Genomic DNA, 16093 nt, shown 5'->3' with positions numbered 1-16093 from the left:
GAAATCTATGAAGAAAGCAATTGTGTTGCTTGCAGCTCTTCCGGCGCTTGGCGGCCTCGCAAATGCGGGTGTCACCGACGCGCAGGTCGCAGAAATCATGACGTCGAAGGGCTTCGCGCTCGAGGATACCGACGTCTCGGCCGATCGGATGATCAGGGCGACCATCTGGTCAAAGGGAAGCAGCCTTTATGGGGTCACGATTGTCGATGTCGACAATGACGGCGATGCGGAGCTGCTTCAGTTCTTCTCCGCCGTGTACGCGCCTTCGGCCACCCCCGGGGCTGACTTCTTCATGGACTGGAATGCGTCGGGCTGGTTCACGGCGAGCAATCTGGACGGCACGCCTGTCCTTCACGACACAGATGTCCAGATCGGCGGGGCCAGCGTCGCCAACGTGACGGCGAACTTTGAGTTCTTCGTGGCCAGGTTCGGCGAATTCGATTGGGCCATCCGGGGAAGCGCCGATGCCAGCAACGTCAGCGTGTCGATGGATGTAAAAAGCGACCCCTACCGCCTCGACCGGGGGATGACACGGGTTGAAGTGAAGGCTCGCGATGCGGCCCTCGCCAGGGCTCTCAACATGACCCGTGGCTCGGTAGACAGCATCCGCGACGAGCGCGTTCAAGAGATGGCCTCGGTCGCGAAGCGTCTCTCGAAGAAACTCCGCCTGCCTCGGTGATCAAGGGAAAGGGCTCGGCATTCTCTTCTTGCCGGGCTCCGTGGGTTAAGCAAAGGTGGGCGCCATGGGCCGCGTTCGTTCTCTCGGAGACACACGCGGCAGGGCTTCAAGGTGGCGTCCGCTGGGAGGGCAAGACATGAAAAACATTTGGAAACTCGGTGCAGCAAGTGCGCTCGCCTTCGGCCTGGCGGCGACGGCGCAGGCCGGCATGACCCCGCAGCAGGTCGCGGCGCTGATGCAGTCCAAGGGCCTTCAGGTCACCGACACCCAGTACTCTCCCGATGGCGCCGTTGCGGTGACTGTCGGTCGCGACAGCACCGGCTGGGGCTGGGCGATGACCCTTGTGGATGTCGACAAGAACGGCGTCGGCGACTTCCTCATCATGGGCAGCATCGTCGAGGGCGCCGCATCCGTTCCGCTTCAGAAGCTCAACACCTATAATTCCACGTCGCTCTACAAGGCCTTCACCGCGCAAGGTTCAGCGGCGCTGGCTGACACCGCGCTGATCGTCGGCAATACGGACTACGGCAACGTCAGCTCGAACTTCGACCTCTTCCGCGCCGAGTTCGCGAGCTATCGCGACATGGTCGCCCCCTACGCGTCAGGCGCCAACAGCTTTGGCGTGTCTCTCGAGGTGAAGCAGGACCCCTACATCCTCGACAAGGGCATGACCCGCATTGAGGTGAAGGCGCGCGATGCGGAACTGGCAGCCAAGCTGAACCAGACCCGCGGCAGCCATGAAGAGTTCGCCGACGAGGCGTCGTTCTCCGACCTGATCAAGGTCTCGATGGAGTATGGCCGCGTGAACTTCAGCGCCTACTGATCTGGTCACCGACCTTCTGTCGTCCTGACAGCGAGAAGCCCCGGCCAGCGTGCCGGGGTTTTCTTTTTCAGCGCCTGCCCCCCCGCGCAAGAGAAAGGGCCGGAGCTTTGCCGCCCGGCCCTCATGATGCCCCGTCGCTCCCAGAGGAGCGCAGCGGTGATCAGTTGCCCTTCGGCATGACCGCGACGAGCAGGAGGCCACCGGCCTGCGCCATCGCGCCGACGAAGATGTTCAGCATCTGGATCTCTTCGGCTGCGGGGTAATTCCAGAACGGCGCACGGATCGTGGCCAGGATCACGACGACCACAGCGAGGATGGCAGCCAGCACCCGGTGGAACGGCAGCCCAAGGATCATGACGAGGCCGAGAATGACCTGCACGCCGAGGATGATCGGATAAGCCGAGCCCAGCTGCGGATACTGGTCAGCAAAGGCCGAAGCAGCCGACGAATAGTCGAGCCCTGCCATGGCTGCGGTGACGAGGAACGGCGCAACGATAAGCGCACGCGCGATGATAATGAAAAGACTGCCCATGTGGATCTCCCAGACCTGCGGGAGACGCTAGCAGATGGGTTTCGCGCCGTTAATGTCTTTTTCGGTTTGGTAAACCCGAAAGATCAATTTCTTGGCGTTTCAGGCCTAGCCGCTTTTGTCTTCGAGGATCAGGGCGCCCTTATTCTGAAGCTGCTTGGTCACCTTTTCCGCCATCCCGGCAAGCATATCGGGAAGCACCACGGTGATCCGCACGTGCTGCGGGAAAAGCTCGATCGTACCGGTGACCTTCTGGAACATGGCCTTGGCCGAGAAGTGGAGGATCTCCCCCTCCCAGCGGCGATCGACCTTCAGCGCCATCTTCCCCGCCAGCCCTGATGTCAGCTCATCGAGGTTCGCGTCGATGCGCTCCTTCAGCTCTTCTGGGGACTTATCGTGGTCGAGGGTCACGGTAACGGGTCTAGCCATGATGGGTAGCTGGCGCCTCACCGCCCATGAGGCAAGGCGCAACCCGCGGTTTAATCAAAACATTAAAATACAAGATTGATGATCACGGACCCGTGATCTATTGCGGTGCAGCACACTCGATTCTTTGGGGGAATCCTCATGCGTAAATTTCTCGCGGCGGCCGCTTCGGCCGCACTCTGCGTCATGTCGGCAGCATCGGCAGCGACGTTCCATTCCGGAAGCTTCCACCTCTGGTCCGGCGGCAGCGGCGGCTATGTCGGCAACGTCACCAACAATCTAGGCGACGTCATCGACCTCTATGTCTACGCATCGACCGAGCGCTATGGCGCCTTCACGCCGATCAGCTCCGGCCTTGTCCGCTGGAGCAGCGGCCTCGGCATCGATCGCGGCGAGAACAGCCCGCAGCACGCCGTCGATGGCCGCGGACGCAACGAAGCGCTGATCTTCCAGGCCCGCGACCGCGCCACCGGCGACATCAAGGCCGTGCGCTGGGACAGCGTCCTGTTTGGCTGGGAAGGCGATCGGCGCACCGACTTCGACGTCTGGACGAGCCAGGCCGGCTACGTCGATCTCAGCCGTGTTGCTGACGAAGTTCCGGTTCGCGTGAACCAGACCCAGCTTCTCGGCTATGTGGCCTCGACGATCGCGATCCACGCTGATGGCAGGCACGACTATTTCAAGCTGAAGAAAATCGCCGCCTCGGCCCTCGACGAAGTTGTCGTGCCGGTTCCGGGTGCGCTCTCGCTGATGCTTGCAGGCCTTGGCGGTATCGCCGCCATGCGTCGCCGCAAGGCCTGATCTCGACACTGATCATCGCTGACACGAGAGGGGCGCTCTGGACAACCGGAGCGCCCTTTTTTTGTTTGCCGGATCCAGTCTGGAGACTGGGCACAAAAAAGGCGGCCTCGGCAGGCCGCCTTTTTCCGTTCCCGGAGGAAAGCCCGCTTACGCAGCGAGCTTCCGGAGGACGTAGTGCAGGATGCCGCCATTGCGGTAGTAGTCGAGCTCATCCGCCGTATCGATCCGTGCCAGGACCATGACGTCCTTGGTCGAACCGTCCGACATCTTGATCGACATCTTCAGCTCTTCCTGCGGCTTGAGGTCTTCGACGCCGTGGATGGTGATTTCCTCGTCGCCAGACAGGCCAAGGCTCTCCCAGCTGTCGCCGTCCTTGAACTGGAGCGGCAGGACACCCATGCCGATCAGGTTCGAGCGGTGGATACGCTCGACCGATTCAAAGATCACGGCCTTCACGCCGAGGAGCACCGTGCCCTTGGCTGCCCAGTCACGCGACGAGCCATTGCCGTAGAGCGAGCCGCCGAAGACCACGAGATCCTTGCCGTCCGCCTTGTGCTTCATGGCCGCGTCGTAGATCGACATCGTCTCGCCATTGTACTTGGTGATGCCGCCTTCCGTACCCGGAACCATGTGGTTCTTGATGCGGATGTTGGCGAAGGTGCCGCGCATCATGACCTCGTGGTTGCCGCGGCGCGAGCCGTAGGAGTTGAACTCGCGCTCGGGCACCTGGTGATCCTGGAGGTAGGAGCCAGCCGGGCTGTCGTCCTTGATCGCGCCAGCAGGCGAGATATGGTCCGTGGTCACACTATCGCCGAGGAGAGCGAGGATCTTCGCGCCTTCGATCGGCTCGGGATCACCCGGACGCGCGTCCATGCCCTGGAAGTAAGGCGGGTTCGCTACGTAGGTCGAGGCAGGCCAGTTGTAGGTGTCGCTGCCCGAAACCTCGATCTGCTGCCACATCTCGTCACCTTTGAAGACGTCGGCATAGCGCTCGATGAACGCTTCGCGGGTGACGCATTCGGAGACGATCGAAGCGATCTCGGCGGAGGTCGGCCAGATGTCCTTGAGATAGACATCGTTGCCGTCCGTGTCCTGACCGACCGGTTCGGAGGTGATGTTCTTCGTCATCGTGCCGAGGAGCGCATAGGCAACGACCAGCGGCGGCGAGGCGAGGAAGTTGGCGCGGATGTCCTGGCTGATACGGCCCTCGAAGTTACGGTTGCCCGAGAGGACCGACGCCACGGCGAGGTCGTTCTCGTTGATCGCATTCGAAATCGGCTCAGGCAGCGGACCGGAGTTACCGATACAGGTGGTGCAGCCATAGCCGACCGTATGGAAGCCGAGGGCGTCGAGATCATCCTGGAGGCCAGCCTTCTCGAGATAGTCCGTCACCACTTGGCTACCCGGCGCGAGCGAGGTCTTCACCCAAGGCTGCACCTTGAGGCCCTTCTCGCGCGCCTTGCGGGCCACCAGGCCGGCGGCGATGAGGACCGAGGGGTTCGATGTGTTCGTGCACGACGTAATCGCGGCAATCGTCACATCGCCATGGCCGACCGTGTAGTCTGCGCCAGCGACAGCAACCTGCTTACCGGCCTGGTCACCCATGCCGTACTCTTTGTCGAGCGCAGCCTGGAAGGCTTCCGGAGCTTCGGTGAGGAGGATCTTGTCCTGGGGACGCTTCGGACCCGAGATGACAGGAACGACGGTGCTGAGATCAAGCTCGAGCGTGTCGGTGAAGACGGGCTCGATGCTGTCATCACGCCAGATGCCCTGCTCTTTCGCATAGGCTTCGACGAGCTCGATACGGTCTTCGTCGCGGCCCGTGGTCTTCAGATAACGGAGCGTTTCGTCATCGACCGGGAAGAAGGCACAGGTCGAACCGAATTCCGGCGACATGTTGCCGAGGGTGGCCTGGTCTTCGAGCGAGAGGTTGCCGACGCCCGGGCCGAAGAACTCGACGAACTTGCCGACCACGCCCTTGTCACGGAGCATCTTGGTGCAGGTCAGGACGAGGTCGGTAGCCGTTGCGCCTTCGGGCAGCTTGCCGGTCAGGCGGAAGCCGATGACTTCAGGGATCAGCATACTGACGGGTTGGCCAAGCATCGCAGCTTCAGCCTCGATACCGCCGACGCCCCAGCCAAGGATCGACAGGCCATTGACCATCGTGGTGTGCGAGTCGGTACCGACGAGCGTGTCAGGATAGGCGTAGGTTTCGCCGTCATACTCGGCCGTCCAGACGGTCTGGCCGAGATGCTCGAGGTTCACCTGGTGGCAGATGCCGGTGCCCGGGGGCACGACGCGGAAGTTCTCGAACGCACCCTGGCCCCATTTGAGGAACTCGTAGCGTTCCTTGTTGCGCTCATATTCGCGCTTCACGTTCTTATCGAAGGCTTCGTCCGAGCCGAAATAGTCGACCATGACCGAGTGGTCGATGACGAGGTCGACGGGGACCTGCGGGTTGATCTTCTCTGGATCGCCGCCAAGCGATTTGAGGCCATCACGCATCGCGGCGAGGTCGACGACTGCCGGAACGCCGGTGAAGTCCTGCATCAGCACGCGGGCCGGACGGTAGGCGATCTCGACAGGGTTCTTGCCGCCGTTCTTCAGCCAGGTGCCGAAGGCGTCGATCATGTCGGTGGTGACCGTGCGCCCGTCTTCGAAGCGCAGCATGTTCTCGAGCAGGTATTTCAGAGACACAGGCAGCTTCGAGAGGTCGCCGAGGCGCTCTTCAGCCTTCTTCAGCGAGTAAATGGCGTAGGTCTTCCCGCCCGCGGAGAGCGAGGTCTTGGTCTTGAGGCTGTCCTTGCCGGGGATCATGCGCGGCTCCTTCTTGAGAATGGTTCGCAAGTTTTGCGTTGTTCTTGAGCCGCTTATGGTCCGGGATCGCCTCTGTTGCAACGCGGCATCGGGCAAAGCTCTCAGCAATTGGTCGTACCCGAACGGAAGTGGGAACCTGACAGCGCTCAGGCAGATCTCCGTTTCATGACACGCTCGGCTGTTCCGCCCTCGAAACTCTGAGAGATCTGTTTCGATTGCCCGCGGAGCTTATCGGTCTCCACTGCACGATCCTTTGCACGTTTTGTGGCATCGAACTCGTGGAGGATTTCATAGGCAAGCTGCTCCGTGAACCGTCTGCTTCGAAAATAACCATTGTGGATAAGCGGCTTACGACCAGTCCTCTTGATTAGAAAATCGATGAAACCAGCATCGGTCGTGACAGTTTCCGATGCTTCCACGAGTTTACCCTCTGACCATTTATCTTGATAGGGCGGTCGCACGGTCTCCGCGTAAACGTCGGCCTCGATTTCGTGCGGGAGGCCCTCTCCCCGCAAGTCCGCTAGGTGGGCGTAGCCCGAGGGCGGGTCGCCGTTCTCGCGGAAACGATTAGGCGACGCAGCGGCGTTCTCAATCCTTCCGTAGGAGCCATCGATCCCCAATCCCCTTGCGCGGAGCACGCCCCAGAATAAGCGGTGCACACAACGAAAAAAGGATGAGCCGAATTTTCGAACCGGTCCTCGCAGAAACAGGGGGAGGACTATCCACGCCGCCAAGGCTGCCGAAAGAAACACGACTGGCATTTGGGAACCCGGTTCGAGAAGATAGACACCTCCAACGATTACCGCTGCAGTGACGACCGGCTCCACAAACTTGCTTACGAAGCTCGCCCCGAGCCGTTCTGCGGTTTGGCGCCCGAGAGGCGTCTTGTTCTGATCAAGCCGGACCAGCGCAGCGATCGCTTCGTCCTGACGGCTGTAAAGAGCAATCAATTTGCTGCCGAAGAGTTGGTGGAATTTGAGCCAGCTTTTTAGTTGATAAGCGTTTTTTTGTTCTCTTTTGTATCTAGGCTTTCTACGAACCTCCTCTTGAAGCTCAGCGGCGATCTCTTCCTGAGCTTTTTTCAACTTAAGTTGACGAAAAAGCCAAAATAGAGCCCTGATGACCCACCGCAAAGCCATTCCAGTGACAAAGATGGCAACCAGGACACGAAGCGCATTCAGCGCACTGAAGTCGCTGCCGAAAAGTCCTAGAAAGCTGCTCTCTGCCTCACCGGTGGAGGCCTCCATCGAAACCGTAGCATCCGCATCGTCCCACATGATTGACGCAAGGCTTCCAACCGGATCTGAAAAACCAGTCCCCAGAACCAGAGCAGAGACCAAGAGAACTCCAGCGAGAATCCTCCCAAAGTAATCGCCGATCCAAGCCGCTGCTCGCAAAATTTTAGGCCTGAGACCGCCAGGCGCCAAGCGCAGAAACGGAGTTCCGACAGTAATCCAACGGTCGATGTGTTCGAGCGTTGACCGGTCCTTTTCATTTTCGCGTTGATCGCGGAAGCCGCCTTGAGAGCCGCTCCCGCTTTGAGCGGCCGCGAAAAGAAGTGCTTCCATGGCGACGTTCCCGCCATGACTGTGAGCGACGACGAAGACCTTATCGTCTGGGCCGATCGTTTCCTTGGGGAAAAAATCGCTCCACTGCCCGCCGAGGCCCGTGCCCTTTTGTGCGGGCTGTCGACCGGAAAGAGCTCTGAGCATCTCACCTGACCGCTCTTCCTTTTCCGGGGTCAGGAGCTCCAGATGCCTCTTGAGATTGAGCGCGGCCAGTAATCGCTTCGTCTGGTTATTGGCTCCGTTCCACCGGAAAGGCAGAATGCGGATATCCGGGAGCGTCTCCTCCGCATCGACTTTCGCCTCTTCGCAAAGGCGCTTCCCGACACGCTCGAATTGGTACCGGAGTTCCTGGTTGAAAGAGCTGTCTGATTGCCACCAGCGACGGCGATCGTCCGTCAGGTAGGCGCTATCTCCCGTGCCGTGAACCAACACTACCCAATAGGTTCGTTTCTTAGATCTACCCGACTGCTTTTCGTAAGACATTTCGTATTCTGCTCTGACCCGATTGAAGAGCCTAGCGAAGCGCGTTCTGAACGCCAGTTCGGCGTGCACCCTTTTTCGAACTCTCTGCTTCTGCGGGTGGCCTTGCCCCCTCCTCCCGGTGCGGGGCATGGGAGGGGATGGCTTTCGAGATGGCGCTTTCTCTCAAGGACGTGGAGGTCTCCCGTGCGGGGCGGCCTGTCCTTGCGGGCGTCAGCATGCATATGGCGCCGGGGAGCGCGGTGATGGTCCGGGGCACGAATGGCTCGGGCAAGACCTCTCTCCTGCGCGCCGTTGCAGGGCTCGCGCGGCATGAGGGGGAGATCTACTTCACCCGCGGGGTGCAGGTTCTCGATCCAGCCTTCATGCGGTCAGAAGAGATCCACCTCGTCACCCCCGATGGCGGGCACAATCCGCGCCTGACGGTGGAGGAGACCGCGCAGTTCGAGAGCGGCTTTTACGGAGGCGATGCCGAGGACGCGCTCTTGCAGCTGGGCCTTGTCCCGCAGGCGGAGGAGCGTGTGGGAGCGCTGTCGACGGGGCAGAGGCGGCGGCTGTCGCTTCTCAGGTTGCTGATCGACAAGCGGGCGCTGTGGCTTCTCGATGAGCCCTTCTCCGGCCTCGACGAGGAAGGCCGCTCGATCGTCCGGACCCTGATCGAAGCGCACCGCTCGCGGGGCGGCGTTGTCCTGATCGCGCTCCACGACGAGGAAGACATCCCAGGCGCCAGAACCCTCCGCGTGGAGGCCGCATGAGCCCGCGCATGGCCCTCTTCCTGCGCGAAGCCGCGCTGCGCGCGCGCCAAGGCGGCTGGGCCGTCGGGGCCGGGCTGTTCTTAATCCTTGGCGGCCTTGCGCCCCTCGCCATTGGCAATGAGCGCGAGCTGCTGGCCGAAGCCGGGCCCGGGCTTCTCTGGCTGATCCTGGGAGTGTCGGTGTTCCTGGGCGTCGAAGGTCTCTTCGAAGATGACCTGACGTCAGGCGCGTTCGAGCAGTTCATCCTGTCACGGTCGAGCCTTGCCGAAGTGATGCTGGTGAAGCTCGGGGTCGCGTGGGTCTTTCTCCTGATCCCGCTGCTCGTCGCAGCACCGATCCTGCTCCTCGCCTATGAAGCCTCCTTGGCAGGCATCCTCGCGCTGATCCTCGCAAGCCCCGGTCTCGTCTTCACCGCAGGGGTCGTGAGCGCCCTTTCCTCCGGCCAGAGGCGCGGCGCACCGCTTCTCGTCTTCTGCGCCATGCCACTCATCATCCCGGCGCTGGTCTTCGGGCCACAGGCCGGGACGGGCGGGCTCGTCCCGTTCCTGATCCTCGCGGCCTACAGCCTTCAGGCCATTGCCATCTGCCCGTTCCTGTCGGCTGCGGCGATCAGGCTCCAGCTTACGTAACGATCACGGCAGACCCGGCTTTCGTTAGCCGGGGAGTTCGTCCTATAGGGAAGACGAAGCCAAAGATCCGAGGACCCTCCATGCGTGTGATCGCTGCCACCATTGCCGCCCTCTCCATGACCGCCGCCGCTCAGGCGCAGGAGCCGCAGCAGGTCGCGACCTACCAGGACTGGATGGTCTTCACCTATGACACGGCCGAGGGCGACCGCATCTGCTACGCTGTGACGGAGCCTAAGGACACATCCCCGGTCTCTGCCAACCACGGCGATGTCTTCTTCTCCGTCTCGAGCTGGAAGTCGGGCGCAGCGTCCAACCAGCCGAGCTTCATGGCAGGCTACCAGCTCCAGAATGGTTCCGAGCCGATGGTCCGGGTTGGTTCTGACCGTTGGGAGATGTTCAGCGCCGAGCGCGAGGGCTTCATCGATAGCGCACGTCAGGAACAGCGCCTCGTCGACGCCATGCGCCGCGGGCGCGAGATGCGTGTCTCCGCCACGTCGGCCCGCTCGACGGCGACCAACTACACCTTCTCGCTCCTCGGCATTTCCAAGGCTCTTGAGCGTGTCGAGCAGGCTTGCAGCTAGGTCACTCGCCGAACGCGCGCGGCACGACTGACATTCAACCTTAAGTACGGCGAATAAAAGATACTGTCTGCCTAAGGCCTTAGCGGGCAATATTGGGCAGATTACGTGCGTTTTTGCGTAAAACTCTCTGTATTCGCCGTGGCTTTTCTGTTTGCGCTAACAAAGGGCGCTTGCGCTGAAGCCTGGCGACTTGGCGATGAGCGGTGGCTGGCGATCGACTCGCTTGAAGCCTTCTCAGCGCGCGCCGAAGCCCGCAGCTTCCAGCAGGTGGTCCTCCGCACCTACCGTGTCCGCCAGTTCGGCGATGACCTCAGCATTGGCGGGCAGCTGGCCAGCGCATGGCAGGAAGCCGCGGGGCCCGGCTACCTCAATGACAGCACGGGGGTCAGCGAGGCCGAGCTCTTCGCCCTCTTCCATGCGCCCCGGCGGGGGAGAGTGGCCCTGGCAGGTCGGCTCACCACGATCTTCGGGACCAGCAAGTTCGCCCGCGGCCAGAGGGTCATGGGTCAGGACGCAGCTATCGGCATAGGCGGGATAGCGGGCGTGGGCAGCGAGCATGTCTTCGCCGAGACAGATATTCAGTACCGTGAGAGCTTCGGCGATGACGCCGACCAGGTCCGCCACAACGTGACCACAGGTCTCAAGGGCCGCGCAGGAATGGTGCTCCTCCAGAGCTTCAACACGGTTAGCCTCAAAAGCACTGGCAGCGGCGGCACCGATTATGACCTTGGACAGGTCGCCTTCTCCTACGTCGCGCCTCTTCGCGAGGATTGGTCGCTCCAGATCGGAGCGCGGCAAGACGTTTACGGACGAAACCTTGATACTGGCACTGCAGCATTTTTTTCCATCTGGAGACGTATATGAAACCCTCTATTTTTCGGCTTGTTTTCCTCGTGATGTTCGTCGCAGTCGGGGCCGCCACCGCCGCCCTCCCCTCAGGCATCGCTCTTGACACTGACCTTCCCTGGTTCAGCATTCTTCTTGTCGCCCTTCCCATCGGCGGGATCGCAGCGGTGCGTATGAGGCGGCTGTTCTGACGTCCTCTCAAGGGCGGCTTTCCTACGGGGCAGCAAGACGCTTCTCTCCTCTTCAGGGCCGGTTGGCGCTCGCTGTGGCCCTCGCCCTCCCTCTTTGGGCTGTCACCGATTGGGTAAGCCTCGCGCAAGCAGCAGTGCTTTTACACCTTGGCGCCGCGTTCGGGTTCCTTGCGCTGCGTACCGCATCGATCGGCATGATGATCCTGCGGCCGAGGCGCCAGCCTTCTCATCGTCTGCCCGCGGAGCTTCCGGCGATCACGCTCCTCTGCCCTCTCTACGATGAGCCCTTGAGCGTCGGGAACCTCGTTCGGTCGATTGCGATGATCGACTACCCGCGCGGCCTTCTCGAAGTGATCCTTTTGATCGAAGAGGCGGACGATACCACCGAGCAAGGCATTGGTTCGCTACCGCATTTCATCCGCGTCGAGAAAGTTCCGAAGGGCCTCGTGCAGACCAAGCCCAATGCCCTTAATCACGGCCTCTTGCGGTGTCGCGGGGACATTATCGGCGTTTACGATGCTGAGGATCGTCCGTCTTCAGATCAGCTGCTGAAAATCGCTTCGGCATTCGATCAGGGCGGGGAGCGCTTGGGGTGCGTTCAGGCTCGCCTCAATTACTACAATCGCGACGACGGGATCATCACCCGCCTCTTCGCTCTTGAGTACGCCCTTCAGTTCGATTGGTTCCTGCCAGGTCTCGCGCGACTGGGACTGCCGCTGCCCCTTGGCGGCACGAGCAATTTCATCCGCCGCGAGGCGCTGGAGGCGACCAATGGCTGGGACGCCTTCAACGTCACCGAAGACGCAGACCTTGGCATGCGCCTTGATGCAGCAGGCTTCCGTATAGGGACGGTGGACAGCACGACGTTCGAGGAGGCGACCGACACGCCAGGGAGCTGGATCAAGCAGCGCTCGCGCTGGCTCAAGGGCTACCTCCAGACCTGGGTGGTGCACCTGCGGGAGCCCGCGAGCTGGCAGCGTCATGTGGTGAACCATTTCGCACTTGGTGCCGTTTTCATCAGCTCCGTGATCAATCCCATCACATGGGCATTCTTCACGATCTGGCTTCTGACCGGTGCTGCCTTTTTGGATCCTGTGTTCCAGGGGTGGCTGGGGCAGGCCTGCCTCATGCTGTTTGTGGGAGGCACGGCGGCGCATATCTGGTTCCTGCTCATCGCGCCCCTCAACAGGGGATGGCTCGACCTCACCGCGACAGCCCTCCACCTTCCTTTCTATTGGGGCTGCAGTCCGTGGCGGGGTACAAGGCTCTCTACGATTTCGTGGTCAGGCCTCACCATTGGGAGAAGACGGACCATTCGGCAGGTCACGCTCCTGACAGCGGATCAGAATATGCGTGAGCGGATCATTGTGAGCGCCTTCGCGCTGATGGCGCTGATCGCTGCATTCACCGGTGAGGTGATCTTTGCCTTGAGAGCAGAGGCGGATGGGAGCCATCTCCTCGGCATTGCGACGGGCATCCTCGGCTTGATTGGATGCTTTGCCTTCTTCTACAGGCGTCCGTGGGCGGAGGGGTTTATCCCCCTTCTTGCGCACCCCGCGGTCGGCGTCGCCGTCTTCGCAGGATGGGGTCTGCCGGTCCTCGCCGTCCTTCTGTTCTTCGTGACGGCGCAGCGGGTCGAGACAGCGCGGAGGCCCGTCTCTGTTCCCGCGCTTGGTGTTGCGCTTCTCCTCTGTGCTCTGACGGTGCCGGACTTCGGTCTTGTCGCCTTGGCCTTCGCTTCGCCCCTGTTCTTCATCGCGCCCAAGGCGATGATCGACCGGCACATGCTCTCCTTCTATCTCGTGGCGCTGTTCCCGGCGCTCATCGCCATGGCGCTCGGCGCGCTCCTCTTTGGCCTGCCGGGGAGAGGCGGAGCCGTGGGACCTGAACTGATCACGGCGAGCCTCCCCTTGAGCCTCACGCCCCTCGCCATCAGCGTCTTTCTCCGCGGCATGCCCGGGTGGCGGATCAGCGCGGTCGCATCCGTTGTGTGCGCGGGATTTCTCCTCGCCCCCGGCATGTCACCTGTCCTCGGGGCCCTCATGGTCGCGCTTGCGGCGAGCTTCCTCGTCAGGAACAGGGCTCCCCTGCCGTTCGAAGCAGCCGTCGCAGCCATAGGTACCCTTGCCGCCATGTCCTCCGCGTCCCAAGTGCCGGGACTATGACTCATCCTGAGCTCAAGACCCTCGAAGGCCAGCCCTACTTCATCATGGATGGGGCGGGGAATGACTTCGTCATTACCGACCTCCGCGAGGGCGGGCGTATGACCGCTGAGGCTGCACAATACCTCGGTGACCGCGACGGCCCATTTGGCTGCGACCAGATCATCGTGCTCGAGGAGCGTCGCGAGCGGCCCTTCATGTCGATCTGGAACGCCGACGGCACCGCCGCCGGGGCCTGCGGGAATGCTGCCCGCTGCGTGGCCAAGATTCTCTTTGGCGAAGAGGGCGGCGAGGCGCTGGCTTTCGGCAGCCCCTCAGGAGATCTGCGCGCATCGCTTCAGGACAGCCTTGTCGAGGTCGATATGGGCAGCCCCCGTGTTGATTGGGACGAAATCCCTCTCGCGGAGCCTTGCGACGATACCTCGAGCCTGCCCTTCGATCCTGCGCTCAGGGCCAGGTTCGGCCTTCCCAGCCCTGCTGGTGCCAGCATGGGCAATCCGCATGCGACGTTCTTCGTCGACGATGCGGAGAGCGCCCTCCTCGAAAGCTTCGGGCCCGAGATTGAGAGCCATCCCTTCTTTCCCGACCGGGTGAATGTCTCGGCGGCCTCGGTGAAGGACGGGGTGATCCGGCTCAGGACCTATGAGCGCGGGGTCGGCATCACGGCAGCCTGCGGGACGGCGGCCTGCGCGGCGCTGGTCAATGCGCACCGGCTCGGTCTGACAGGGCGCGAGGCGGACGTGGTGGCCGATGGAGGCCGCCTGCGCATCCGATGGGATGAGGAGACGGGTCATGTCCTGATGGCTGGCCCCACGTGCCTTCATCGCGAGGGGCGCTTCTAAGGGTTCACTTGCGGGACGGCGCGCCAGATTGCAGATGGGCGCGATGAGCAAGGAACGCGCGATCACGGTCAATCTCGGCTGCCGCCTCAACGCCTCGGAGACCGAGACGATGGCGGCGCTCGCCGAGAGCGGGGGGCAGGCCCCGGTGATCGTCAACACCTGCGCGGTTACCAATGAAGCCGTCCGCCAGAGCCGTCAGGCGATCAGGCGCGCCGCCCGGGAGAACCCCGGACGTGAGGTCGTGGTGACAGGCTGCGCCGCTGATCTCGAGACAGAGGCTTTCGAAGCCATGCCCGAGGTGACGAGGCTCATCCCGAACGAGCAAAAGCTCGCCCCCTCTTCATGGTCGCTGCCCGGAGATGCCGCCCGCGCGCCGCGCCGGATCGATGTGCGTGCGCCGCTGGCCGTGCAGAATGGCTGCGACCACCGGTGCACATTCTGCATCATCCCCTTCGGCCGGGGCGATGCGCGGTCGCTCCCGATCGAAGACGCGGTGCTCGAAGCGAAGGCGCTGGTGAACCGCGGCGCGAAGGAGGTCGTGCTGACAGGGGTGGACCTCACCTCATGGGGGCCAGACCTCGGCGAGGGGCTGTCGCTTGGCCATCTGGTCGAGGCGCTCGACGCAGCGCTGCCAAGCGATGTCTGGATCAGGCTCTCCTCCATCGACGGGGCGGAGATCGATGACCGGCTCTTCCGCCTCATGACGGAAGTGGACCGGATTGCTCCTTATGCGCATCTTTCTCTGCAGCATGGCCACGACATGATCCTCAAGCGGATGAAACGCCGCCATAGCCGGGCCGATGCGATTGAGCTTTGCGCGCGCCTGAAAGAAGCCCGTCCGGAGATGGCTTTCGGCGCGGACCTTATCGCGGGCTTTCCGACGGAGACGGAGGAGATGTTCGGGGGCTGCCTCTCCCTCGTTGAGGAGTGCGGCCTTTCCTACGTGCACGTCTTCCCCTTCAGCCCGCGCACCGGCACCCCAGCCGCCAAAATGCCCCAGCATGACCGTGCCCTGATCAAGGAGCGCGCCGCGCGCCTGCGCGAGGTGGCGGAGGCTTCGCTCAACCGCCATCTCGAAGCACGCACCAACACCCAAGGCACCGTGCTGATCGAGGAGACAAAGAACGGAAGACCGCGGGGACGGCTCGCGGACTTCACCGACGTGCATTTCGCCGAGGGCGCGCCCCTGAAGGCAGGCGACAGAATAAGCGCCTGCCTCCTCTCACGCGAAGGCCGCCACCTCACGGCCGCGGCGGGTTAGCCCGCTCAGGAACTCCAGACGTCCCGCGCCCGTTTCCTCTCCAAGCTATTTGGAGACCCGACATGCGTGTTCTCGTCGCCGGCGCCACCGGCAAAACCGGCCGCCTTCTCGTCCGTGACCTCAAGGAACAGGGCCATGAGCCCGTCGCCATGGTGCGCGAAAGCTCGGACACCTCCGTCCTTCCCGAAGGCACGGAGACCCGCCTCGCCGACCTTTCTGACCTCCCCGGAGACGTCGCTGCGGACGTGGACGCGGTGATCTTCGCGGCTGGCTCAGGCGGCGATACCGATGAGGAAATGACCCGCAAGATCGACCGCGATGGCGCCAAGGCGCTGATCGACAAGGCTGCCGAGGCCAAGATCAAACGCTTCGTCATGCTGAGCTCGAAAGGCGCCGACACGCCGGAGCAGGCTCCCGACGGCATGGCGTGCTACCTCGAGGCGAAGCACGCCGCCGATGTGTACCTCCGCGATGCAGGCATGGAGTTCGCCATCGTCCGCCCCGTCGCCCTCACCGATGACCAGGGCAAGGGGATGATTGAGCTCGCAGGTCACGTCGAAGGCGAGGAGATCGCAAGGGCGGACGTTGCGCGCGTACTCACCGCCGCCACCGAGGATGCCTCCATCAAAGGAAAAACGTTCGAGATCGCCAGCGGGTCGACGCTCATAAGCGACGCCATGAAGACAGTCTGACCGCAGCGTCC

The 16093-nt window shown here is 62.4% G+C and carries 15 protein-coding genes; 11 read left to right on the top strand and 4 right to left on the bottom strand.

Annotated features, from left to right (window positions below):
* Window positions 1-7 precede the first annotated feature (7 nt).
* Complete coding sequence (locus tag HK107_RS06240) at window positions 8-679, top strand: type III secretion system chaperone family protein (RefSeq protein WP_173197749.1); 672 nt, start codon at window positions 8-10, stop codon at window positions 677-679.
* A gap of 136 nt (window positions 680-815) precedes the next feature.
* Window positions 816-1502, top strand: a complete 687-nt coding sequence (locus tag HK107_RS06235; protein ID WP_173197748.1) for a hypothetical protein — start codon at window positions 816-818, stop codon at window positions 1500-1502.
* A 160-nt stretch (window positions 1503-1662) separates the two neighbouring features.
* Here HK107_RS06235 and HK107_RS06230 read toward each other — a convergent pair whose 3' ends face one another.
* Together HK107_RS06230 and HK107_RS06225 are read right to left on the bottom strand one after the other, a co-directional pair.
* Complete coding sequence (locus HK107_RS06230; protein ID WP_173197747.1) at window positions 1663-2034, bottom strand: hypothetical protein; 372 nt, start codon at window positions 2032-2034, stop codon at window positions 1663-1665.
* A gap of 105 nt (window positions 2035-2139) precedes the next feature.
* A complete protein-coding gene (locus HK107_RS06225) occupies window positions 2140-2460 on the bottom strand; it encodes a polyhydroxyalkanoic acid system family protein (protein ID WP_173197746.1) in 321 nt (106 codons plus the stop codon).
* A gap of 138 nt (window positions 2461-2598) precedes the next feature.
* On the opposite strand from HK107_RS06225, the gene HK107_RS06220 reads away from it, so the two are divergent.
* Window positions 2599-3258: a VPLPA-CTERM sorting domain-containing protein gene (locus tag HK107_RS06220; RefSeq protein WP_173197745.1), complete on the top strand. Its 660-nt coding sequence runs from the start codon at window positions 2599-2601 to the stop codon at window positions 3256-3258.
* 147 nt (window positions 3259-3405) lie between these two features.
* On the opposite strand, the gene acnA is transcribed toward HK107_RS06220, so the two are convergent.
* Window positions 3406-6075, bottom strand: a complete 2670-nt coding sequence (gene acnA, locus HK107_RS06215; RefSeq protein ID WP_173197744.1) for an aconitate hydratase AcnA — start codon at window positions 6073-6075, stop codon at window positions 3406-3408.
* Between the two features lie 146 nt (window positions 6076-6221).
* A complete protein-coding gene (locus HK107_RS06210) occupies window positions 6222-8126 on the bottom strand; it encodes a hypothetical protein (protein WP_173197742.1) in 1905 nt (634 codons plus the stop codon).
* Between the two features lie 137 nt (window positions 8127-8263).
* Between HK107_RS06210 and ccmA the strand changes: the two genes are divergently transcribed.
* The 8 genes from ccmA (at window position 8264) to HK107_RS06170 (ending at window position 16082) form a co-directional block, all read left to right on the top strand.
* A complete protein-coding gene (ccmA, locus tag HK107_RS06205) occupies window positions 8264-8878 on the top strand; it encodes a heme ABC exporter ATP-binding protein CcmA (protein WP_173197740.1) in 615 nt (204 codons plus the stop codon).
* Complete coding sequence (locus HK107_RS06200) at window positions 8875-9507, top strand: heme exporter protein CcmB (protein WP_173197738.1); 633 nt, start codon at window positions 8875-8877, stop codon at window positions 9505-9507. Before ccmA ends, HK107_RS06200 begins: the two co-directional genes overlap by 4 nt.
* Before the next feature lie 80 nt (window positions 9508-9587).
* On the top strand, window positions 9588-10088 hold the full coding sequence (locus HK107_RS06195; RefSeq protein WP_173197736.1) for an invasion associated locus B family protein: 501 nt from the start codon (window positions 9588-9590) through the stop codon (window positions 10086-10088).
* A 138-nt stretch (window positions 10089-10226) separates the two neighbouring features.
* On the top strand, window positions 10227-10952 hold the full coding sequence (locus HK107_RS06190) for a hypothetical protein (RefSeq protein WP_173197734.1): 726 nt from the start codon (window positions 10227-10229) through the stop codon (window positions 10950-10952).
* Window positions 10953-11199: 247 nt separating this feature from the next.
* Window positions 11200-13290, top strand: coding sequence for a glycosyltransferase family 2 protein (locus HK107_RS06185; protein ID WP_173197732.1), 2091 nt, complete (start codon window positions 11200-11202; stop codon window positions 13288-13290).
* Entirely contained in the window at window positions 13287-14129 is an 843-nt protein-coding gene (gene dapF / locus HK107_RS06180) for a diaminopimelate epimerase (protein ID WP_198912314.1), read from the top strand. The genes HK107_RS06185 and dapF overlap by 4 nt, the downstream gene beginning before the upstream one ends.
* A gap of 43 nt (window positions 14130-14172) precedes the next feature.
* Window positions 14173-15390, top strand: a complete 1218-nt coding sequence (locus HK107_RS06175; RefSeq protein ID WP_173197730.1) for a MiaB/RimO family radical SAM methylthiotransferase — start codon at window positions 14173-14175, stop codon at window positions 15388-15390.
* Window positions 15391-15452: 62 nt separating this feature from the next.
* A complete protein-coding gene (locus HK107_RS06170) occupies window positions 15453-16082 on the top strand; it encodes an SDR family oxidoreductase (RefSeq protein WP_173197728.1) in 630 nt (209 codons plus the stop codon).
* Window positions 16083-16093 lie beyond the last annotated feature (11 nt).

Source organism: Parvularcula mediterranea, from assembly GCF_013085255.1.
In the GTDB taxonomy this organism is placed as follows: Bacteria; Pseudomonadota; Alphaproteobacteria; order Caulobacterales; family Parvularculaceae; genus Parvularcula; species Parvularcula mediterranea.
The sequence above is the reverse complement of the archived record's forward strand: the minus strand, read 5'-3'. Positions and strand labels throughout refer to the sequence as shown.

Excerpts from the sequence above, each read along its gene's own strand:
- HK107_RS06175 (WP_173197730.1), top strand. The coding sequence starts at position 14,173 with ATGAGCAAGGAACGCGCGATCACGGTCAATCTCGGCTGCCGCCTCAAC.
- HK107_RS06230 (WP_173197747.1), bottom strand. The coding sequence starts at position 2,034 with ATGGGCAGTCTTTTCATTATCATCGCGCGTGCGCTTATCGTTGCGCCG.
- dapF (WP_198912314.1), top strand. The coding sequence starts at position 13,287 with ATGACTCATCCTGAGCTCAAGACCCTCGAAGGCCAGCCCTACTTCATC.
- HK107_RS06210 (WP_173197742.1), bottom strand. The coding sequence starts at position 8,126 with ATGTCTTACGAAAAGCAGTCGGGTAGATCTAAGAAACGAACCTATTGG.
- HK107_RS06195 (WP_173197736.1), top strand. The coding sequence starts at position 9,588 with ATGCGTGTGATCGCTGCCACCATTGCCGCCCTCTCCATGACCGCCGCC.
- HK107_RS06200 (WP_173197738.1), top strand. The coding sequence starts at position 8,875 with ATGAGCCCGCGCATGGCCCTCTTCCTGCGCGAAGCCGCGCTGCGCGCG.
- HK107_RS06240 (WP_173197749.1), top strand. The coding sequence starts at position 8 with ATGAAGAAAGCAATTGTGTTGCTTGCAGCTCTTCCGGCGCTTGGCGGC.
- HK107_RS06220 (WP_173197745.1), top strand. The coding sequence starts at position 2,599 with ATGCGTAAATTTCTCGCGGCGGCCGCTTCGGCCGCACTCTGCGTCATG.
- HK107_RS06170 (WP_173197728.1), top strand. The coding sequence starts at position 15,453 with ATGCGTGTTCTCGTCGCCGGCGCCACCGGCAAAACCGGCCGCCTTCTC.
- HK107_RS06235 (WP_173197748.1), top strand. The coding sequence starts at position 816 with ATGAAAAACATTTGGAAACTCGGTGCAGCAAGTGCGCTCGCCTTCGGC.
- acnA (WP_173197744.1), bottom strand. The coding sequence starts at position 6,075 with ATGATCCCCGGCAAGGACAGCCTCAAGACCAAGACCTCGCTCTCCGCG.
- ccmA (WP_173197740.1), top strand. The coding sequence starts at position 8,264 with ATGGCTTTCGAGATGGCGCTTTCTCTCAAGGACGTGGAGGTCTCCCGT.
- HK107_RS06225 (WP_173197746.1), bottom strand. The coding sequence starts at position 2,460 with ATGGCTAGACCCGTTACCGTGACCCTCGACCACGATAAGTCCCCAGAA.